21 protein-coding genes are annotated in these 20,514 nt (G+C 62.8%); 7 read left to right on the forward strand and 14 right to left on the reverse strand.

The annotated features are described in order from the left end of the window. Positions 1 to 44 precede the first annotated feature (44 nt). Positions 45 to 962 carry a pseudouridine-5'-phosphate glycosidase gene (locus tag LB557_RS01820; protein WP_140662019.1) on the forward strand — a complete coding sequence of 306 codons (918 nt, stop codon included), beginning with the start codon at positions 45 to 47 and terminating at the stop codon, positions 960 to 962. A 185-nt stretch (positions 963 to 1,147) separates the two neighbouring features. On the opposite strand, the gene LB557_RS01825 is transcribed toward LB557_RS01820, so the two are convergent. After that, complete coding sequence (locus tag LB557_RS01825) at positions 1,148 to 1,471, reverse strand: TfoX/Sxy family protein (protein WP_224644262.1); 324 nt, start codon at positions 1,469 to 1,471, stop codon at positions 1,148 to 1,150. 90 nt (positions 1,472 to 1,561) lie between these two features. Between LB557_RS01825 and LB557_RS01830 the strand changes: the two genes are divergently transcribed. Then, entirely contained in the window at positions 1,562 to 2,059 is a 498-nt protein-coding gene (locus LB557_RS01830; RefSeq protein WP_140874123.1) for a GFA family protein, read from the forward strand. Positions 2,060 to 2,092: 33 nt separating this feature from the next. Here LB557_RS01830 and sufA read toward each other — a convergent pair whose 3' ends face one another. From sufA to sufD, 4 genes are all read right to left on the reverse strand, one after another. Beyond that, positions 2,093 to 2,473 carry a Fe-S cluster assembly scaffold SufA gene (sufA, locus tag LB557_RS01835; protein WP_140874124.1) on the reverse strand — a complete coding sequence of 127 codons (381 nt, stop codon included), beginning with the start codon at positions 2,471 to 2,473 and terminating at the stop codon, positions 2,093 to 2,095. 101 nt (positions 2,474 to 2,574) lie between these two features. After that, positions 2,575 to 2,967, reverse strand: a complete 393-nt coding sequence (locus LB557_RS01840; RefSeq protein WP_023773197.1) for an SUF system Fe-S cluster assembly protein — start codon at positions 2,965 to 2,967, stop codon at positions 2,575 to 2,577. Positions 2,968 to 2,989: 22 nt separating this feature from the next. Further along, the gene (locus tag LB557_RS01845; protein ID WP_015318166.1) at positions 2,990 to 4,234 is read right to left on the reverse strand and encodes a cysteine desulfurase; all 1,245 of its coding nucleotides are present in this window, start codon (positions 4,232 to 4,234) and stop codon (positions 2,990 to 2,992) included. Positions 4,235 to 4,239: 5 nt separating this feature from the next. Beyond that, the gene (gene sufD / locus LB557_RS01850) at positions 4,240 to 5,232 is read right to left on the reverse strand and encodes a Fe-S cluster assembly protein SufD (RefSeq protein WP_224644264.1); all 993 of its coding nucleotides are present in this window, start codon (positions 5,230 to 5,232) and stop codon (positions 4,240 to 4,242) included. A 37-nt stretch (positions 5,233 to 5,269) separates the two neighbouring features. Here sufD and LB557_RS31810 point away from each other — a divergent pair, with 37 nt between their 5' ends. Together LB557_RS31810 and LB557_RS31815 are read left to right on the forward strand one after the other, a co-directional pair. Then, the gene (locus tag LB557_RS31810) at positions 5,270 to 5,338 is read left to right on the forward strand and encodes a hypothetical protein (protein WP_411970519.1); all 69 of its coding nucleotides are present in this window, start codon (positions 5,270 to 5,272) and stop codon (positions 5,336 to 5,338) included. A gap of 12 nt (positions 5,339 to 5,350) precedes the next feature. Further along, positions 5,351 to 5,539, forward strand: coding sequence for a hypothetical protein (locus LB557_RS31815; RefSeq protein WP_224644267.1), 189 nt, complete (start codon positions 5,351 to 5,353; stop codon positions 5,537 to 5,539). Between the two features lie 9 nt (positions 5,540 to 5,548). Here LB557_RS31815 and sufC read toward each other — a convergent pair whose 3' ends face one another. Genes sufC through LB557_RS01880 form a run of 4 tightly spaced genes read right to left on the reverse strand, consistent with a single transcriptional unit; the run spans position 5,549 to position 9,234 of the window. After that, a complete protein-coding gene (gene sufC / locus LB557_RS01865; protein WP_015318168.1) occupies positions 5,549 to 6,304 on the reverse strand; it encodes a Fe-S cluster assembly ATPase SufC in 756 nt (251 codons plus the stop codon). 31 nt (positions 6,305 to 6,335) lie between these two features. Beyond that, entirely contained in the window at positions 6,336 to 7,853 is a 1,518-nt protein-coding gene (sufB, locus tag LB557_RS01870; protein WP_224644269.1) for a Fe-S cluster assembly protein SufB, read from the reverse strand. A gap of 41 nt (positions 7,854 to 7,894) precedes the next feature. Further along, positions 7,895 to 8,044 carry a hypothetical protein gene (locus LB557_RS01875; RefSeq protein WP_181171053.1) on the reverse strand — a complete coding sequence of 50 codons (150 nt, stop codon included), beginning with the start codon at positions 8,042 to 8,044 and terminating at the stop codon, positions 7,895 to 7,897. A 29-nt stretch (positions 8,045 to 8,073) separates the two neighbouring features. Beyond that, a complete protein-coding gene (locus LB557_RS01880) occupies positions 8,074 to 9,234 on the reverse strand; it encodes a cysteine desulfurase family protein (protein ID WP_224644271.1) in 1,161 nt (386 codons plus the stop codon). A gap of 254 nt (positions 9,235 to 9,488) precedes the next feature. Between LB557_RS01880 and LB557_RS01885 the strand changes: the two genes are divergently transcribed. Continuing rightward, positions 9,489 to 10,163 (forward strand): alpha/beta hydrolase, encoded by a 675-nt coding sequence (locus LB557_RS01885; RefSeq protein ID WP_015318172.1) that lies wholly within the window; start codon positions 9,489 to 9,491, stop codon positions 10,161 to 10,163. Between the two features lie 83 nt (positions 10,164 to 10,246). Here the strand turns inward: LB557_RS01885 and LB557_RS01890 are convergent, their stop codons facing one another. Both LB557_RS01890 and LB557_RS01895 read right to left on the reverse strand, forming a co-directional pair. Beyond that, positions 10,247 to 11,068, reverse strand: coding sequence for a phosphatase PAP2 family protein (locus LB557_RS01890; protein WP_224644136.1), 822 nt, complete (start codon positions 11,066 to 11,068; stop codon positions 10,247 to 10,249). Positions 11,069 to 11,099: 31 nt separating this feature from the next. After that, positions 11,100 to 12,743 carry an ArnT family glycosyltransferase gene (locus LB557_RS01895; RefSeq protein WP_224644137.1) on the reverse strand — a complete coding sequence of 548 codons (1,644 nt, stop codon included), beginning with the start codon at positions 12,741 to 12,743 and terminating at the stop codon, positions 11,100 to 11,102. 284 nt (positions 12,744 to 13,027) lie between these two features. On the opposite strand from LB557_RS01895, the gene tyrS reads away from it, so the two are divergent. Further along, complete coding sequence (gene tyrS / locus LB557_RS01900) at positions 13,028 to 14,281, forward strand: tyrosine--tRNA ligase (RefSeq protein ID WP_224583011.1); 1,254 nt, start codon at positions 13,028 to 13,030, stop codon at positions 14,279 to 14,281. A 76-nt stretch (positions 14,282 to 14,357) separates the two neighbouring features. Here tyrS and LB557_RS01905 read toward each other — a convergent pair whose 3' ends face one another. Then, the gene (locus LB557_RS01905; protein WP_224644138.1) at positions 14,358 to 17,738 is read right to left on the reverse strand and encodes a DUF3971 domain-containing protein; all 3,381 of its coding nucleotides are present in this window, start codon (positions 17,736 to 17,738) and stop codon (positions 14,358 to 14,360) included. Positions 17,739 to 17,833: 95 nt separating this feature from the next. Here LB557_RS01905 and LB557_RS01910 point away from each other — a divergent pair, with 95 nt between their 5' ends. Further along, positions 17,834 to 18,301 (forward strand): peroxiredoxin, encoded by a 468-nt coding sequence (locus LB557_RS01910; protein WP_015318177.1) that lies wholly within the window; start codon positions 17,834 to 17,836, stop codon positions 18,299 to 18,301. 39 nt (positions 18,302 to 18,340) lie between these two features. Here LB557_RS01910 and LB557_RS01915 read toward each other — a convergent pair whose 3' ends face one another. Then, a complete protein-coding gene (locus tag LB557_RS01915) occupies positions 18,341 to 19,480 on the reverse strand; it encodes a GNAT family N-acetyltransferase (RefSeq protein WP_224644139.1) in 1,140 nt (379 codons plus the stop codon). Then, entirely contained in the window at positions 19,477 to 20,478 is a 1,002-nt protein-coding gene (locus LB557_RS01920) for a sterol desaturase family protein (protein ID WP_140717484.1), read from the reverse strand. Before LB557_RS01920 ends, LB557_RS01915 begins: the two co-directional genes overlap by 4 nt. Positions 20,479 to 20,514: the final 36 nt, after the last annotated feature.

Consider the following 20,514-nt stretch of genomic DNA (forward strand, 5'->3'; position numbering starts at 1 on the left):
CGCTTTCCTGATGGATGCGCCGCACTCCGGATTGGAGATCAGAGATGACGCCAGAGACCGCCCGCCCCTTCATCGATATCCACGCACCGGTGGCGCAGGCCCTGGCCGCCGGGCGCCCGGTGGTGGCGCTCGAAAGCACCATCATCACCCATGGCATGCCCTATCCCGACAATGGCGCCATGGCGGCCAACGTCGAAAAGATCATCGCTGACGGCGGCGCCGTGCCGGCAACCATCGCGGTGGTCAACGGCCGCATCAAGATCGGGCTTTCGGACGGCGAACGCGAATCGCTGGCGATGACCGGTGACGCCATGAAGCTGTCGCGCGCCGATCTCGGCTTCGCCGTCGCGCAGGGCCGCACCGGTGGCACCACGGTCGCCGCCACCATGATCGCGGCTGACATGGTCGGGATAAAGGTGTTCGCCACCGGCGGCATTGGCGGCGTGCACAAGGGGGCGGAAAAGAGCTTCGACATCTCGGCCGACCTCGATGAATTGGCGCGTACACCGGTGATCGTCGTCTCGGCCGGCGCCAAGGCGATCCTCGATATCGAAAAGACGCTGGAAGTGCTGGAGACGCGCGGCGTGCCCGTGGTCGGCCATGGCTGCGAGACGATGCCGGCCTTCTGGTCGCGGCAGTCACCGTTCCGGGCGCCCTTGACCTTGCACGGACCGGAAGATATCGCGCATTTCTACCGGACACGCCTGGCTCTGGGCTTGGGCGGCGGCATGCTGATTGCCAATCCCGTGCCGGAATCCCACGAAATCCCCGCTGAAGAAATGGCGGGCTACATCGAAGCCGCGCAAAAGGCGGCCGAAGCCCTCAACGTCACCGGCAAGGCCGTGACGCCGTTCCTGCTGGGAAAAATCCTCGAACTCACCGGCGGCCGCAGCCTGAAGACCAACATCGCGCTGGTCGAGAACAATGCAAGGCTGGCGGCTGAGATCGCCAAGGCGCTGTAGGGACTGCCAAGAGAGTCCCCCTCACCCGGATTACCAAGACCGAATTGCAAAGAGCAATTCGGGGCAATCCGACCTCTCCCCGAGGGGAGAGGAACTTGCGGCCTCAACGCAAACCTCTTCTCCCCGCCGGGGAGAAGGCGGCCGCGAAGCGGCCGGATGAGGGGTGGCCTCGCGCTGGCGGGAGCCTACTTCCCCGCCCGCCGCCCAGCTTCGTAGGCGCGTCGCGCCCACACCGTCATTTCGTCGGGATCGTCGAAAGCGCTGTCGGGAATGCTCCAATAGGGCATGGCGACAAGCTTGCCGTGGCGAGAGCCGGTGTAGGTCCATTGCCGGCAGCCCGCGGCTTCGAACTCCGATGCGCTCTGCTCGTCGGCTTTCAGCAGCAATTCGCCGCGCAGCACGATGGCGACGATGACGCCGTCGAAATAGATGCCCTTGCCGCCGAATAGTTTTCGGATGCAGACCGGACCGAGGCCCTCGAACAGTTCCGCGATGCGCTCATTGTCCATGCCGCGATCATGTCACCGGCATTTGGCCTTGTCATCGCCGCAACCAAAATCATGCTGACAGGTTGTGGCTATCCTGTCGGAGTTTTTGCCATGCCTGTGCTGCTCAAGGGGTCCTGTCGCTGCAACGCCGTGCGTTTCGAGGTGGAAAGCCACACGCCCGTGCCGTTCATGCTGTGCTACTGCTCGATCTGCCGTAAGCAGCAGGGCGGCGGCGGTTTCGCCATCAATCTCGGCGCCGCCTACGAGACGCTGAACATCAGGGGCAAGAGCAATCTCGGCGTCTATCGCGCCGAGATCGAGGATGACGAGCATCCCCACTGCGAGATATCGACCGGGGAGCGCAATTTTTGCCGCAAATGCGGGTCGGCGCTCTGGCTCTACGACCCAACCTGGCCGGAGCTGGTGCATCCCTTCGCCTCGGCGATCGACAGCGACCTGCCGAAACCACCCGAAAAAGTGCATCTGATGCTGAAATACAAGGCGAACTGGGTCGAGCCTGAGATCGGCAAAGGCGACAAGACGTTCGACGTCTATCCCCAGGAATCGATCGCGGACTGGCACAAGCGGACGGGTATGTGGGTGGAGTAGCTTTCTTCGCCCCGTCTCCGGGGCGAAGAAAGATCAGGCTGAAGCGCGTGCCTCGGCCAGCGCCTTGAGATCGGCCGGCTTCAGTTCGACCGATTCGCCACAGCCGCAGGCCGAACTCTGGTTCGGGTTGTGGAAGGTGAAACCGGTGCGCAGCGTCGTCTGCTCGAAATCCATCTCGGTGCCGAACAGAAACAGGGCGGCTTCCGGCGCGACATAGACATGCGCGCCGTCGCGCTCGATATGGTCGTCCTTGGTGTTGGGCTCGGTCACCAGATCGACCGTGTATTCCATGCCGGCGCAGCCGCCCTTCTTGATGCCAAGGCGGATGCCATGCGCGTTTTCGCGCGTGGCGACGATCTCGCGCACCCGGTCGGCGGCCTTATCGGTCATCGTGATGACGGCAAAGCGTCCCATGTTTTTCCTTCTCCATTCCATGCAGGTTCAAGGCCTGCCGAATGATTCCTCACCTAAAATGGTGAAGTTTTACCACCGGCGCAAGTGTGCCAGGTGCGGCGCTAGTACCAGCCCACCGCCACCTGCGCCTCTTCGGACATGCGGTCGGGCGTCCAGGGCGGATCGAAAGTCATGTTGACCTCGACGCCGGAGACGCCCTCGACCGCGCCGACGGCATTTTCAACCCAGCCGGGCATTTCGCCGGCCACCGGGCAGCCAGGCGCGGTCAGCGTCATGTCGATCTTGACCGAGCGGTCGTCCTCGACGTCGATCTTGTAGACGAGGCCAAGCTCGTAGATGTCGGCCGGGATTTCCGGGTCGTAGACCGTCTTCAGCGCCGAGACGATGTCGTCGGTCAACCGCGCCAGCTCATCAGCGGGAATTGCCGAGGCGGAAACGACGCTGTTGCCGGCGGCTTCCGGCGTAGCTTCGGTGGTGGTGCTCACATCATCCATGGTCGTCACCCGAAAAAAATCGTCATCCGAAGAATTTGCGCGCTTTTTCAAGCGCCTCGGCCAAAGCGTCGACTTCGGCCCTGGTATTATACATGCCGAACGATGCCCTGCATGTGGAGGTTACGCCGAAACGTTTCAACAGCGGCTGGGCGCAATGGGTGCCGGCACGGACCGCCACGCCTTGCCTGTCTATCACCATCGACACGTCATGGGCATGAATGCCTTGCAGCTCGAAGGAGATGATGGCGCCCTTGCCGGGCGCATCGCCGAAGATGCGCAGCGAGTTGATGGCGCGCAGGCGCTCGTGGGCGTAGGTCTTCAAGTCTTCCTCATGCGCGGCGATGCGCTCGCGGCCGACAGAGTCCATGTAGTCGAGCGCGGCGCCCAGTCCGATCGCCTGGACGATCGGCGGCGTGCCGGCCTCGAAGCGATGCGGCGGCTCGTTGTAGGTGACGATGTCTTCCGTCACCTCCTCGATCATCTCGCCGCCGCCCATGAAGGGCCGCATGCCGGCGAGACTATCCTTCTTGCCGTAGAGCACACCGATGCCCGAGGGACCGTAGACCTTGTGGCCGGTGAAGACGAAGAAATCGCAATCGAGATCCTGCACGTCGATCGGCATGTGCACCGCGCTCTGGCTGCCGTCGACAAGCACCGGAATTCCACGCGAATGCGCGATGCGCACGATCTCCTTGATCGGTGTCACCGTGCCCAGCGCGTTCGACATCTGCGTGATGGCCACGAGTTTAGTGCGATCGGACAGCCGCTTTTCGAATTCCTCGATGTGAAAGACGCCGAGATCGTCGACCGGCACCCAGACCAGCTTGGCGCCCTGCCGCTCGCGGATGAAGTGCCAGGGCACGATGTTGGAGTGGTGCTCCATGATCGACAGCACGATCTCGTCGCCCTCGCCGATATTGGGCATGCCATAGCCATAGGCGACGGTGTTGATGGCCGACGTCGTGTTGGAGGTGAAGACGATGTTGTCGGTGCTTGGCGCGTTGAGGAAACGGCGCACCGTTTCCCGCGCCTTTTCGTAAGCGTCGGTGGCGGCATTGGACAGAAAATGCAGGCCACGATGGACGTTCGCGTATTCCTGGCTGTAGGCGTGCTGGATCGTGTCCAGCACCACCCGCGGCTTCTGCGCCGAGGCACCATTGTCGAGATAGACCAGCGGCTTGCCGTAGACTTCGCGCGACAGGATCGGGAAATCGCGGCGGATCGCCTCGACGTCGTAGAAATCTCCAATCTTGCCCGGTGCGTTCATCAGCTTCACCCGTGCGTCACGAACCACTCGTCGAGCTTCGCTTCCAGCGCCTCGACAATCGTCTCGTCGTCCAGTTCCTCGATCACCTCGGCGACGAAAGCCTTGACCAGCAGACCGCGCGCGCTCTTTTCGTCGACGCCGCGCGCCATCAGGTAGAACAGATGGTCGTGGTCGATCTCGGTCACCGTCGCGCCGTGGCCGCAGACGACATCGTCGGCGAAAATTTCGAGCTCGGGCTTGGTCGAGAACTCGCCGTCATCCGACAGCAACAGCGTGTTGCACGCCATCTTGGCGTTGGTCTTCTGCGCATATTGATGGACGTTGATGCGGCCCTGGAAGACGCCACGCGCCTTGCCCGTCACCACGTTGCGGACGATCTCCGTCGAGGTCGTGTGCGGCACGGCGTGGTCGAGCACCATGGTGACGTCGGTGTGGGTGTCGCCGGCGAGCAGGTTGATGCCGCGCAATTGAAAGTCGGCGCCCTCACCTGTCGTCCTGACCATGATCTCCTGGCGCACAAGCTTGCCGCCGGCGTTCATGACGAACAGCGTCAGTTTCGCGTTCTTGCCGATATGGGCCTTGAACTGTGCCAGATGCGTCGCCGTCTCCGGCTGCTCCTGCACGATCAGCCACGTTACCTCAGCACCTTCGCCGAGCACGAGTTGGCTGACCGAACTGGTCAGCGCCGCGCCCTCGCCCGCCTGACGCTCGACGATAACGGCCTTGGCGCCGGCGCCGACGCGAGCGGCCAAGCGCACATGGGTCTGGCCGCCGGCCTGCAAATTCTGCAGCTCGACCGGCTTTTCCAGTTCGGCGCCATCGGCGATGTCGACAAAGTAGCCGTCGGCAACGAAAGCCGTGTTCAGCGCACCGATGGCATCGTCATTGCCATAGGGATCGAGGCCCGGCGCGATGCTGCCGTCAATCAGCTTTTCCGACAGGCGCTGGACGCTGACACCCTCGACAATCGGCGCCTTGGCGCTCGATGCGCCGTTCAACAGGCTCAGAACCGTCGAACCGTCGACGATTGGCGCGATGGCTTTCGCCGCGGCGGCCGGGTCGAACTCCGGCACCGCGTTCAAAAGACGGCGCAGGTCGGTATAATGCCAGGATTCGATGCGTCGCGTCGGCAAGCCGTGCTTGATCGCTTCGATGGCATCGTCGCGCTTCAGCATCACCGCGCCGTCGCCCGGCAACAGCGACAGCCGGTCGCCGAACGCGTCGATCAACGCGGTCTCGGCCGGTGTGCGCTGCGGTTGTGTGTGCATATTCATCAGCTTTGCCCCGTCTTTTGGCACAAAATGACCTGGCATCTCACGCGGCTTCGCCGATCACACCGGCATAGCCATTGGCTTCAAGGTCGAGCGCCAGGGACTTGTCGCCCGACTTGATGACCTGGCCCTTGTAGAGCACGTGCACGCTGTCGGGCACGATGTGCTCGAGCAGGCGCTGATAGTGGGTGATGACCAGGAATGCCCGGTCCGGCGCCCGCAGCGCGTTGACGCCGTCGGAGACGATCTTCAACGCATCGATGTCGAGGCCGGAATCGGTCTCGTCGAGCACGCAGAGTTTCGGCTCCAGAAGCTTCATCTGCAGGATCTCGGCACGCTTCTTCTCGCCACCGGAAAAACCGACATTGAGCGGCCGCTTCAGCATCGCCATGTCCATGCTGAGCGAGGCGGCGGCTTCCTTCACGCGCTTGAGGAATTCCGGGATTTTCAGCGGCTCTTCACCACGCGCTTTGCGCTGCTCGTTCATGGCCACCTTGAGAAATTCCATGGTCGCGACGCCCGGTATCTCCATCGGATACTGGAAAGCGAGGAAAATTCCTGACGTAGCGCGCTCGGCCGGATCCATTTCGAGGATCGACTGGCCGTTGTAGAGGATGTCGCCTTCGGTCACCTCATAGTCCTCGCGGCCGGCAAGGATGTAGGACAGGGTCGACTTGCCAGAGCCATTCGGGCCCATGATCGCGGCGACCTCGCCGGCTTTCACCGTCAGGTTCAGGCCGCGGATGATCTCGGTGCCGTCATCGACGATGCGGGCGTGCAGGTTCTTGATCTCAAGCATTCTTTGTTTCCTGAATATTTATCTGGGCTGGTCAGCCCACCGAGCCTTCCAACGAGATGCCGATCAGCTTCTGCGCCTCGACCGCGAACTCCATCGGCAGTTGCTGGATGACGTCCTTGACGAAGCCGTTGACGATCAGCGCGATGGCTTCCTCCTCGGGAATGCCGCGCTGCATGACATAGAATTTCTGGTCCTCGGAAATCTTCGACGTGGTCGCCTCATGCTCGAACTGCGCCGTGGAGTTCTTGGCTTCCATATAAGGCACGGTGTGGGCGCCGCACTGGTCGCCGATCAGCAGGCTGTCGCAGTTGGTGAAGTTGCGGGCATTGGTCGCCTTGCGGTGCGCCGAGACCTGGCCGCGATAGGTGTTCTGCGAGAAGCCGGCGGCGATGCCCTTGGAGATGATGCGGCTCGACGTGTTCTTGCCGAGATGGATCATCTTGGTGCCGCTGTCGACCTGCTGATAGCCGTTCGACACGGCGATCGAATAGAATTCGCCCGCGGAATCGTCGCCGCGCAGGATGCAGCTTGGATATTTCCAGGTAATGGCCGAGCCGGTCTCGACCTGCGTCCACGAAATCTTCGATCGGTGGCCTCGGCAGTCGCCGCGCTTGGTGACGAAATTGTAGATGCCGCCCTTGCCCTCGGCGTCGCCGGGGTACCAGTTCTGTACCGTCGAATATTTGATCTCGGCATCGTCGAGCGCGACCAGTTCGACCACCGCCGCATGAAGCTGGTTCTCGTCGCGTTGCGGCGCCGTGCAGCCCTCGAGATAGGAGACGTAGGCCCCCTCCTCGGCGATGATCAGCGTGCGCTCGAACTGTCCGGTGTTCTTCTCGTTCATGCGGAAATAGGTCGACAGCTCCATCGGGCAGCGCACCCCCTTCGGCACGAAGACGAAGGACCCGTCCGTGAATACGGCCGAATTCAGTGTGGCGTAGTAATTGTCGGAGGTCGGCACGACCGAGCCGAGATATTTCTTCACCAGTTCGGGATGCTCGCGGATAGCTTCCGAGATCGAGCAGAAGATGACTCCGGCCTGCGCCAGTTCCTTTTTGAAGGTGGTGACGACGGACACGGAATCGAACACGGCGTCGACGGCGACGCGGCCCGACTTGTAGACGTTGTCGCTGGCTTCCTCGAACTCCGAGGCGTCGGTCTTCTGGACGCCTGCGAGGATCTCCTGCTCCTTCAACGGAATGCCGAGTTTCTCGTAGACTTTCAAGATCTCAGGATCGACGTCGCTGAGCGAAGTCGGTCCGGGCGTGCTCTTGGGCGCCGCGTAATAGTAGATGTCCTGGAAGTCGATCTTGGGGTAGTTGACGCGCGCCCAGGTCGGCTCTTCCAGCGTCAGCCAGCGCCGATAGGCTTCGAGGCGCCATTCCAGCATCCAGGACGGTTCGTCCTTCTTGGCCGAGATGAAACGGATAATGTCTTCGCTCAGGCCCTTGGGAGCCTTGTCGACGGCGATCTCGGTCTGGAATCCGTATTTGTATTGGTCGACGTCGATCTTTCGGACCCGATCGATCGTGTCCTGCACAGCAGGCATAAGCGTTCTCCATCCACGCCGGGGTCAAGGCCCGACAGTTTTCAAACTATGGCACCGCCAAATGGACGCCCGAGCAGCATCCGCGGCAGCGTAAGTTCAATATAGTGCGCCTCCACCGGAAATTCACCCGGCCAGCATGAAACGCACGGCTCTACCAGGCCGAAAGGCCCAAATCCGTTTTTCTCAAGCATCGGATTCTCCGGTCCGATTGCTCCAACCGCTAGGCGGCCTTCTCTCTACCCGCCCGACGCGCGGCAATGCTTGCCAGCGCGGCGCGGAACAGTTCGATGTCCTCGGCGGCGGTCGCGGCACCGACCGAGACGCGCAGGGCACCAAGGCTGTCGCCGTGCCCCATGGCCTTCAGCACATGGCTCGGCCCGACCTTGCCCGACGAGCAGGCGGATCCGGCGGAAAGCGCCACGCCTGCCAGATCGAAGGCGATCTGAGCGGTTTCGGCTTTGATGCCGGGAATAGCGAAGAATGTCGTGTTGGCAAGCCTTGGCGCGCCCGTTCCGAAGATTTCCACGTCCGGCACCAGCGTCTTCAGGATGGCTTCGGCCTCATCGCGACGCTGCCGCACGGCACCGACGGCCTTCAGTCCGGCCAGGGCTTCTCGTGCAGCGGCGCCAAACCCGGCAATGCCAGGCAGGTTCTCGGTGCCGCCACGGTGGCCTTTTTCCTGGCCGCCGCCATTGATCAGCGGCGTCGGCATCATCAGGTCGGCCGCGGCGACGATGGCACCGGCGCCCTGGGGGCCGCCGATCTTGTGTGAGGATAGAATTGCATAGTCGGCGTATCCAGCGGCCATGTCGATCGAGACGCGGCCAGCGGCCTGTACGGCATCGACGACAAGAATGCCGCCCGCCGCCTTGACGATTTCGGCAATGCGATCGATCGGCTGGATGACGCCGGTTTCGTTGTTGGCGGCGTGGATCGCCACCAGCGGCAGGCCGTCGGCCTTGTCGTGGCCGGCGAGCGCCGCGGTCAAGGCGTCGAGGTTGACGATGCCATCGGCGTCGACACCGATCCGCGTTACCTGGCTTGCCGGGAAACGTCCGCCATTCAGCAGGCACGGATGGTCGGCCTCGCACACGTAGAGCCGGCTCATGCGAATGGCGCCGCGCCCCATCCGCCAGTCCGGCGTCAGAAGCGCCGAGGCGGCCTCGGTCGCACCCGAAGTGAAGACGACATGTTCGGCCTTGCCGTTGACCAGTGCCGCCACGTCGCGCCTGGCATTGTCGACGAGCCTACGCGCGGCGCGCCCCTCGGCATGGACCGAAGAAGGGTTGGCCGCATCAAACGCCGCGACCATGGCCTCGCGCGCCGATGAAAGCAGCGGCGCACTGGCATTATAGTCGAGATAGGCGCGTCTCGCGGCCATTTTTGTCCAGTTCTTCCCGTCAGAAGCCATTCCGCCGACGTATGGCGTTATTTCCTTGAAATTCCAAGGCAAGCCGTCCTATTTACGCGGCTTGCGGCGAGGGCGACCGGGCGATTGCGTTTCGGCCACCCAGTTTTGAACAATTCTAAACTAGCTTCTATGAAGACGCTCGCCCTGCGTCAAGGTCTGTGGAAGCGGGGCCAGAGGAACAGTTTTCCGGGCACCGCGCACTTGTATGTCACGTGGAGTATTTCATGCCTGAGGTCATTTTCACCGGTCCGGCCGGCCGCCTGGAGGGACGCTACCAGCCCTCGCGGGAAAAGAGCGCGCCAATTGCCATCGTGTTGCATCCGCACCCGCAGTTCGGCGGCACGATGAACAACAAGATCGTCTACGACCTCTTCTACATGTTCCAGAAGCGTGATTTCACCACGCTGCGCTTCAATTTTCGCGGCATCGGCCGCAGCCAGGGCGAGTTCGACCATGGAACCGGCGAGTTGTCGGACGCGGCGGCGGCACTCGACTGGGTGCAGTCGCTGCATCCGGATTCCAAGAGCTGCTGGGTCGCCGGCTATTCCTTCGGTTCGTGGATCGGCATGCAGCTGCTGATGCGCCGGCCCGAGATCGAGGGCTTCATCTCGATCGCACCGCAGCCCAACACCTATGATTTTTCCTTCCTGGCGCCCTGCCCGTCTTCGGGCCTGATCATTCATGGCGACGCCGACAAGGTGGCGCCGCCGAAGGATGTGCAGGGCCTGGTCGACAAGCTGCATACGCAGAAGGGCATCACCATCACGCAGAAGACCCTGCCCGGCGCCAACCACTTTTTCGCCAACGACGCCGATCTCTTGATCGAGGAATGCTCCGATTACCTCGATCGGCGGCTGGCGGGAGAATTGTCCGATCCGAGGCCGAAGCGGCTGCGTTGAGACATCTGGCCAGGCGTGTTCGCGGGGCTATGGGCGGGCGGGCAATGTCCGCCTCGCCATATGCTGCGGTACGGTCCGGCAGCTTATTTTTCCGGGGCGATAAGCCGGAACGATGATTTGCGGACCGGCAATCCTGAAGCTGCCGGCCGGAAGATGAAACCGAGCCTGGCAAAGACCAGTCCGCACGCCACCGCGAAGGCACAGCCGAGGCCGAAGCCGGCGACGGTGTCGCTCGGATAGTGCGCGCCGACGAATATCCTGGTCGAGGCGATGCAGCCGGTGACCACCAGGGCGATATACCAACGCCGCGGAAACAAAAGCAGCAGGATACCGAAGACGGCGCCCATCGTCGTGGCGTGGCCTGACGGAAAGCCGGCAAAGCGCGCATCGAAGGCAAACGGGTGCAGTGCAAGGACGCCAAAATCCTGGAAGTAGAGCGGGCGCGCCCTGCCAATGGCATATTTCAGCACATTGACGGTCAGGCCCGACAGGCCAACGGCGCTCAGCACCAGAAAAGCCAGACAAGTCCAACTGTAGACCAGCATCAGCGCGCGCCGCGAAAGGCTTCGCCAATCCGTCAGATTGGCCGCGACAAGCAGAAGCGCGGACGGGATGAGATACCAGCCGCCCAGTCCGAACTGCGTGAAGAATTCGGCAAGCCTGGCGGCACCCGCCGACCATTGGCCATGGGCTACCCCCGCCGGCGTATCGAGACGAACAAAGGCGGCTGCCGTCAGAAAGACCCAGACCAGTCCCCACGCCCACCATGAGATGTTGGGATAGCGAGCGGGCCGAACGGCGAGGCGCCGCCTTGCGATCCGCAGGGTGTCGCGAAAATTGTCGAGGGACCGGCGTCCTATCCCGAGGAGGGAGTTGGTAACCGGTGGGCGTGATTTCACGAGCATTGGAAACTGGACTCTGTCATCGACCCAGCCGTCATTGGGCCACACGATAAAGGCCGAGCGACAGTTTGTCTCCCGACGAATAGTTGAGGCCATCGATTTCAGCGACGCGGCTCACCGATTTGCCTCGGGCCGACAGCATGCCATTCAGCTTCTGCTCATCCCCGATCGGGGCCAGCCCCAAGGCACAGGCAGGATCGGCGAGCAGATGCTCCGCCACGCCTCCGACATCGGTCAGCACCGTTTTCGTACCGACCAGAAACACCAGGCTCGGCTCCTGATACCGCGCCGAGGCCAGCACCGTTGTGTCGCATGCCTGGTTGGCAAGCACGGCTTGCCTGATCGCCGGGCTCAGCCACATCGGCTTCAGCGATGGCGCGATGACCCCGAACAGCAAGGCATAGGTGATGCCCGCGCAGGCGGCGGTGGCTCCAATGCGAGGCAGCGGCACCTGCAACTGCCTGGAGAATGCGAGATAGCCGGCGCCCAGCGCCGACGCTGCCGCAGGAATGCTCCACCACGAGAAACTGTGTGTAAGGTAGATCGGCGCCCCGATACAGACCGCCGCCAGCCCGAGGCTGACCACCACCAGGCCGAACGCGGTCGACCACCACAACCACTGCTGCCAGCGCTTGAGCGGCGCATTGGCCTCCTGCGGCGACAACGTCAGCAGCCAGCCGATCAGCAGCGCCATGCCGGGATAGGCCGGCAGGACGTAATGCGGCAGTTTGGTCGGGATGAGTTCGAACACCAGCCAGAACGGAATGTACCATGCCAGGCAAAAGCGCAGCCTGAAATCGTCGCGCACACGATTGAGGGCCTGCAGGCCGGCGCCGACCGCGATCAGGCCGAACGGCCACATGAACAGCGAATAGGTCAGCATGTAGAAGCCGGGCGGCAGGCCGTGCGATTCCTCTCCGGATGCGACCTTGTTCAGCATATCCTTGCCGACGGCTTCCTGAAAAAAGGCGCCGCCGCTCTTCCAGCCGATAAAAGCGACCCAGGGCAGCACGATGAGCAAAACGAGCGCGACGCCGCGCACGAGCTTCAGCTTCAAAAGCCAGCGCCAGTCGCGTTCGAAAGCAAACAGCGCGGCCGCCGTCAGCAGTGACAGAAGCGGGGCCACGGGTCCCTTGATGAGGATCCCGACGCCTTGCGCGAACCAGAATATCCACGGCAGATGGCCGGCCACCGGCTCGTTGCGGCGCGACGCCAGGTAGACTTGCGCCAGCGCGCCCTGCGCGGCCACGCAGCAGGCCAGAAGCATGGCGTCGGTTTTGGCGTCGCGGCCCTCGAAGGCGGTTGCGAAGATCGCCGCCATCATCAGGCCGGCGGCAAGGCCGGCATTGGCGCCGAACAATTTTGTGCCCGTCCAGCCGATGCCCAGGACAGCGAGCGCGATTCCGAGCATCGAGACAAGGCGGTACACCCAGATCGGTGCGGCCGCGCCCTCGCCGCTCAATGCGACGGCAGCCGATTGCAGCCAGTAGATGCCGATCGGCTTCTTGTAGCGCGAGACATCCTGGAAGCGGATGTCGATATAGTCGCCGGTTTCGACCATCTGCTTGGTCGCCTGGACAAAGCGGGACTCGTCGCGGTCGATCGGCGGAAGGCTCGCCAAGCCGCTGAAACTCATGACCAAGCTGAACAGAAAGAGGAAGAGGTAGTTTCTGTTCATCGCGGGAGCTTTCCGGATCTGATCTGCGGGACGACCCCGTCGCGGCGTGCGGGCGCTGCCCTTGCGCGGCGCCTCATTACGCCAGCGGCATGGATGAGGCAAGGATTCGCAAATGCCATCCGCGCCGGCCGCAAAACCGGATCCACTTTTGCTGATCGCGGACTCCTTGTTGGCGCGCGATCAGGCGCAAAACCGGATTCCACTTTTGCTGATCGCCCTTGGGTGCTAAACGCGCGCGTTCACATTGCTCGCGCTGGACGGGCACACGCTTTCGGGAAAAAACCATGCCTGCCTTCAAATCCGATTTCCTGCGCACGATGAGCGAGCGCGGTTTCATCCACCAGACCTCGGATGATGCCGGTCTCGATCAACTCTTCGCCAAGGAGACGGTGACGGCCTATATCGGCTTCGACGCCACCGCCAGGAGCCTGCATGCCGGCTCGCTGATCCAGATCATGATGCTGCACTGGCTGCAGCAGACCGGCCATCGGCCGATCGCGCTGATGGGCGGCGGTACCTCGATGATCGGCGACCCCTCCTTCAAGGACGAGGCGCGCAAGCTGCTGACGCCGCAAGACATCGACGACAATCTTGCCGGCATCCGCCGCAACTTCATGCCCTACCTCAAATTCGGCAGTGGCCCGAATGACGCGGTCATGGTCAACAATGCCGACTGGCTGATGGAGATCAACTACGTCAATTTCCTGCGCGATGTCGGCCGGCACTTTTCCGTCAACCGCATGCTTGCGTTCGATTCCGTCAAGTTGCGGCTCGATCGCGAGCAATCGCTTTCGTTCCTCGAATTCAATTACATGATCCTGCAGGCCTATGATTTCGTCGAACTCTACAAGCGCCTCGGCTGCCGCCTGCAGATGGGCGGCTCCGACCAATGGGGCAACATCATCAACGGCATCGATCTCGGCCGCCGTATGGAAGATGCGCAACTCTATGCGCTGACCACGCCGCTGCTGACCACCTCGTCCGGCGCCAAGATGGGCAAGTCGGCGTCGGGTGCGGTCTGGCTCGATCCGCAGATGCTGAGCCCTTACGAGTTCTGGCAGTACTGGCGCAACACTGAGGATGCCGACGTTGCCCGGTTCCTGAAACTCTACACCACATTGCCGCTGGACGAGGTCGCACGGCTCGAGCGGCTGGGCGGCTCCGAGATCAACGAGGCAAAGAAGATCCTCGCGACCGAGATTACCGCCCATCTGCATGGCCGCGCGGCCGCCGAACAGGCCAGCGAGACGGCGCGAAAGACTTTCGAGGAAGGCGCTCTCGCCGACACTTTGCCGGCCGTCGAGGCGGACAAGGCCGCGCTCGAAGCCGGTGTCGGCATCCTGTCGCTGTTGGTCAGCGCCGGGCTGGCATCATCCAATGGCGAGGCACGGCGGCACATCCAGGGCGGCGCCGTGCGCCTGAACGACCAGGCGGTCAGCGACGACCGCCGGCTGGTGACGCTTCAGGATTTGAGTCCGGAAAACGTCATAAAGCTTTCATTGGGCAGGAAAAAACACATCCTGGTCAGGCCGGCCTAAGGCCCTTGGAGCCGTTTCCCGGAAACGGCTCCAACTATGTGTCTTGAGGCAATTCCGGGCGGAAAACCGTTTCGCTCTAGCGGTACTCGAAGATCGACCTGAATATCCCCGGAGCGATCACCGACAGCGGATTGACGTCGAGCACGGGCTTGTTGGCATTGCCCCTGAGGCGGTAGGTGACGCCGATCAGGCCGCGGTCGCGGCCATTGCCCAGAAGCGCGCCGACGATGGGCAGTTCGCCAAAGATGCGGTTGAGGCCGTAGGCCGGCATGAAGGTGCCGGTCATATCCATATTGTTGTTCTGGTCGTAGAGGATGCCCTGGAAGGTCGTGCCGATGCGCGGACCGCGCAGCACGCCATTGGTCAGCCGGAGATAACCGCTGCCCTTGTCGATTTCGGCGTAGCCGCGCTCGAACTTCACCCGCGACGTGTCGAGCTTGCCCTTCACCGCCTGGTTGAGGCTGCGGCTGTCGCCGGCCGGCGTGGTCGAGACGATGGAGGCGAGCTTGGGTTCGTTGACGATGAAGAAGTTGCTGGTGTCGACCTTGCCCTTCATCGGCCCGTCGCTGCCCCCGGTCAGCGCCAGCGTGATCGATCCGCCTTCCATGTGCTCATAGATGTTGAGGAACCGCAGGATGGCGCCGGCGTCCGCCGACTGCACATTGAGCGAACGCCTGCCGTCGCCGGTGGTGTTGCTGATGGCGATGGCGGCACCCGAACTCGCCGTCGCGCTGACCTTCAGTCCGTTCACCCGCGAACCGGCCGCACTGTAGTCGAGCTTCAGGTTGGAGAGCTGCTCGTCGTGGAAACCGGTGAGCTGATTGACGTCCGCACTGACTGAAATATTGTCTGTTCCTGTCGTTTTGGTCGCGGTGTCCACATCGGACGTGAACTGCTTGATCAACGAACGAGCATCAAGCGCATTGCCATTGATGCCGACCGCATAGCCCTTGCCCGATCGCTTCACCGACACGGAAACGTCATCGCCCCGGTTCAGGGTGACCCTGCTGAATTTGGCCGACGACAGCGCGCCGTTGACCAGCACGATGCTGCCATCGATGGAGAATGTCTTGCCACCGAGGTCGAAGTCGGACAGCGTCGTGGTGTCGCCGGCCTTGGTCATGACGAAGGTGGCGCTGGCGGGAACCCCCGCCCCCTTGCTCCAGCCGGCCCAGGGAATGTCCAGCCTGGCATTGGTCAGGTCGACCGAAACGTTCTGGTTGCCGCTACCACTCTTGTCGATCGCGACCTTCACCGTTCCACCAAGCAGCGGCGTCAGGCCGGGCATGGCGGCGGCGCGGATCTTGTCGTCGAGCACAAGGGCGACTTTGCGGCTGCGCGCCGGCCCGTCATCCACCAACGGCTCGACGAGATCGAGTTCGGCCGGAATGCCGTTCAGCGATGCCTTGGCCGAAATGACAGCCTTTTGCGGGTCGACCGTGATCGAGCCGTCCGCGTCAGTCACGGCCTGCCCCTCGAACGGCTTGGCCAGGGACAGGCCGGTGTAGTCGAGCGACACCAGCCAATCGAGCTTCGCCGTATCGACGCCCGACTGCAGCGGAATATCCGCCTTGACGTGGCCGGTGACGCTGCCGGAAAGATCCTCAGGCAGGATGCCGACATGGCGCATCGCGTTGATCGGTTCGTAGGAGGCAAGCTCGGCGACGGCCGGCGCCTCCCCCTCGACATCGATGTCAAGTGCGCCGATGACCGGCGGACGGTTGGCGGCCTTGACCGTCAGCGTGCCGTTGCTGGCCGCCACCGTGCGGCCGCTCGGCATGAAGACGGTGCCCGACGACAAGGAAACGTCGACGTCGTTGCCGTGGAATCCGACCACGCCCACCGCGTCGCGGATCGGCGGGATGCGGCCGGCAGTGTCGAAACGCGCGCCTTCGATCTGGAAGCGGCCGAAGACCTCGTCGGCGGAAAGCGGCACGCCATTGCCGAGGCGATCCGGCACCACCTGGAACTGGAGGCTGGCATCGACCACGCGGCCGCCGAACAGATTGTTCAGCACCCAGAGCCGCGCATTGCGCGCCGAAAACCACGGCCACAGCTGTTTGACGTGCGAGACCGGCATGTCATGGATGTTGAGCGCCAGATTGATCCCGGGAGCCTTGCCCTCGACGAATTCCACAGCCGCGGTGCCAAGCACCTCGCTGCTCCCGGCGGACCGAACCGCGATCTGCTCGGCCACCAGTTTATGGCTTTGCGGCTGGTAGACGCCGGCGATGCGCGCCAGGAACATCAGCGCAGGCTCAGGCGATTCCGATGGCGCCAGGGTCGAACCGTCGCTGGTCAGATCGTAACGGTAGGAGGGTTCCTCACCAGCCACCCCGGTTGCTGGTTTTGGCCCGATCGAGCCGCCGAAATCGAATGAAGACCTGCCGGTTTTCAAGAGCAGCCTGTCGACCTGGATCTTGTTGGAGCCATAGACAAGCGTCGCATTGAGATCGGCATCCGCCGGCAGCAGCCCGCGTGTGCCAAGATCCAGCACGGACCCGGTGGACGAAAGGGCGGCGGTCAAGCGTGATGCGGTGGCACCTGACCCTTCCGATCCTGTCAACTTCAGCGCGACGGCACCAAGCTTGCCGGAGCCGGCGGCGGTGGCGCCGGCATCCGCCAGATTGATGTTGGCATCCAACGCCGTCACCCGGTGCGCCGCGATGTTACGGGTGGCGGAAGCTACAACGGTGACTGTCCTGCCGTCGATGTCGGCGTCGGAGGTGAACTCCATGCCGCCCGGCCCCGACTGAACCACGGTGGCGTCGGCGATCTTGACCAGCTTGATCGATCCAGCGTCGGGCAACACGAACTCGACATTGCTGAGATCGATCCGGCGCATCGAATCTTCCCGCACGGCGTCGAGCGCACGATGGATGTAGCCGAACACGGCGTCCGACAGCTTCTCCGGATCGACGAGGCCGTTCTCGTTGCGCAGTGCCGCCGTCCAGTCGCCGCCGGACGGCATCGCCGCCATGACGATGCGGGCATCGGAGATCCTGGCGCTGGTCAGCCGCACCTCGCCCCACAAAAGCGGCACCAGGCGGATGCCGAAGCGCACACGCCCGGCATCGGCCATGGGTTTGCCGTCCGATGTCTTCAGGCTGACATCGCTCACCTGCAGCGCCACGAAGCTCGAACTGTCGAGCGTGATGCGGGCGGGCCCGACAGCGACATTGACGTCGAGGCCCGCCAGCCTCTCGATGGCGCTCTCCGCCTCGACGCGCAGCCGGTCAGAACCAATGCCGGAAAGGCCGATGAGATAGACCGCCGTCGCGGCCAGCAGCATGAACGCGACCAAGCCGGCAAACACGCGCGAAAGGATGCGAAAGCCGCGGCCGATCGCCGCCTGGCCAAGAGGCGGGACGCGGCACGCGGACGGCAGGGCGCCCAGGTCGGTGATTTCGTCCCGCCTGAACCGGATCTTCTCGTGCTGCGGTTGCTCCTGATCCACGCAATCTTCCGTTGTACAAACTCGCTCGTGGACGAATCCCCGGTCGACACTATATCGGTGTGGCTTCGCGCGTAACCTCAAACAAGGGCATCGATATGGCTGACCTCGAAGTAGGCGATCCCGCGCCGCAATTCGATCTGCCGCGGGACGGCGGCGGATCGCTCAGCCTGGCCGCATCCGCCGGCAAGCCAGTCGTGCTCTATTTCTATCCTCAGGATGACACGACAAGCTGCACGCAAGAGGCGATCAGCTTCTCGCGGCTGAAGCCGGAATTCGAGAAGGCCGGCGCTGTCGTCATCGGCCTGTCGCCCGACAGCGCCAAGAAACACGACAAGTTCAAATCGAAATACGATCTAACCATCGATCTTGCCGCCGACGAGGAGCGCAAGGTGATCGAGGCCTACCGCCTGTGGGTCGAGAAATCGATGTATGGCCGCAAATACATGGGCGTCGAGCGCGCGACATTCTTGATCGGCCGTGACGGACGGATCGCCAAGATCTGGCGCAAGGTCCGGGTCAAGGGCCATGCCGAGGCCGTTCTGGAAGCCGTTCGCGCGCTTTGAGCGTCGCCAAAGCCCACGACGCAAACGACGAACGTGGCGCTATTCGTCAGGCACCGCGTCGGCTTTCGGCTGCCGCCGGGTCTTCCAGGATTTCGAAACATGGTCCACATGATCGGCCAGTGCGGCGAGATGACCGCGCAAGCCGCGCGCACCCATCATCGACGACAGCGCGACTGATTGCGTGGCGAAGCGGCGCTTGAAATCCTCGCCGCCGCAGAGAAAATCAATCGTGGCAAGGCCACGGTCGAGCGACCACTGGATATAGTCCATCATCAGCACCATACCCGGCGAGGCGCGCTCGTGTTCGGGATCGTAGGTGGTGACGAAAGCCATCATCGTGCCGTGCTGCTCGAAGTTGATCGAGACCGCGATGATCGTGTCGTCAAGCTCCAGCACGAAAATGCGCAACAGCCCGAGGTCGGCCAGCACGGAAATAAGCGCGGCAAGAACCGGCGAGCCCTCATCGAACAGATCCGAAGCGCGGCCATGCCGAACGAGCCAGAGCCGCTTCAGCGTCGCGACCCGCTCGAGCACCGGCTCGCGCGGGTCATCCGCATCCAGCAAGCGGAAACGCAATGCGCCGCTCTCTTCCATGAACTTGCGGCCACGACGATAGTTCTGCCGACCCTTTTTCGACAACGTCTCGAACCATTCCGCCCCACTCTGCCAGGGACCAGTGACACGATAGCTGATTTCACCGCGGTGGTTGGGCCGAAGCGCTTTGCCATGGGTCGGGCACTGCAGGGCATGAACACCGGCATCCGGCAGCAGACGATTGAGGTAGATCAGGTCGAAGCCGCCCTGATCGAAAACATGCTGCCAAAGGCGGGAGATCGCCTGCGGGTCGCTGTCGGGTGCAACCAGCGCGTCGCCATAGTCACTGTGATCCTTCGCCGCCCATTCGAGCATGCGGATGCCGGAGCGCCTGAAGGTCGCGAGCGCTATCACGCCCTCGAGCCGGTCGCCGTTCCAGGCAAGCCCAATCCTGAGGGCGCGCCGCTCCTGATGCGGGGTGGTGCGCCACCAGGCCGCGATCCAGTCGGGATGCTGGAAGACAAGCCCGCCAGCCCGCTGCCAGAGCGCGCTCCAGGCCGGTGCGATCTCGGCCAGGCGCACCGCCGATGTCACGATTTCGAAGGTGCGTGTCCGCGGGACGGAGAGCGTGACGGGAGCGTTCATGGCCGTGTCCCTTCCGATGGTCGCGCAGTCCGTGGCTGTCGCTTTCCAGGCCGGATGCGCCTGGCAACATGACCCCACATCCGCTTCAGCGGCATGACATAAAGGCCGGCGAGCGACTGGTAGTCGCGCACATCGCGGTCGACCAGTCCGAACTTGAAGTCCTCGTCGGGCCTCGGCACGCACAATGTTCCGAAGAGCCGGTCCCAGAACGAGAAGAGCAGCCCGAAATTCTTGTCGTAGTGGCGCGGATCGACGCTGTGATGCAGCTGGTGCCAATGAGGACACAGGATCAAGTTGTTGAGCGGGCCGAACGAGATCTTGAAATGCGTGTGCCTGACGAAATCCATCATCAGGATGTTCCGCATGACATAGACGTTGACGCCAAAGACGGTCAGTTCGACAAGGTTCAGCGAAATCAGCGACCAAATGCCGAAGCACAGCCCCACGATGAGCCCGTCCCAGGCTCGGTTCATCAACTCGTCGAGCGGATGGACCCGGTCCTTGGTGATCCCGACCAGCACCTCGGCCGAGTGATGCACCTTGTGCAGTTCCCAAAGCAGGGGGTAGCGATGCTGGGCGACGTGATAGAGATAATAGGAAATGTCGTAGGCGAGCAGCATGCTGATGGTGAAGATCAGCACCGTCACCGGTCCTGCCGGCCCCTCGATCAGAGGCGGCTGAAACTGGAACAGTGTCGAAAACAGCCAGTTGGTCCCGTAGCCCACCGCCGTGACGAAGACAATTCCGGCGGGCAGCATCAGGAAAGGCATCAGGGCCTTCCTGGTGACCCAGAACAGCAGGTCGGCCTTCGCGGAGGGATGGGTGATGACCTCATGGGGGACGACGAACTCGAAAAATTCTTTCCAGCTCTTCTCCTCGACCGTGCGCCAATAGGCCACGAGCGCGCTGACAAGGGCCGTCAGCAGCAAAAGCCCGGTCGCCAGCAGACTGGTGCCCGAAATCTTGTCGAGGATCTTGCCAACCAGGTCGTCCAGCATTCCTACCGCCACGGTGAATCCGAAATACCAGCAGGT

The sequence above is a fragment of the Mesorhizobium sp. BR115XR7A genome (assembly GCF_020165315.1).
Lineage (GTDB): Bacteria > Pseudomonadota > Alphaproteobacteria > Rhizobiales > Rhizobiaceae > Mesorhizobium > Mesorhizobium australicum.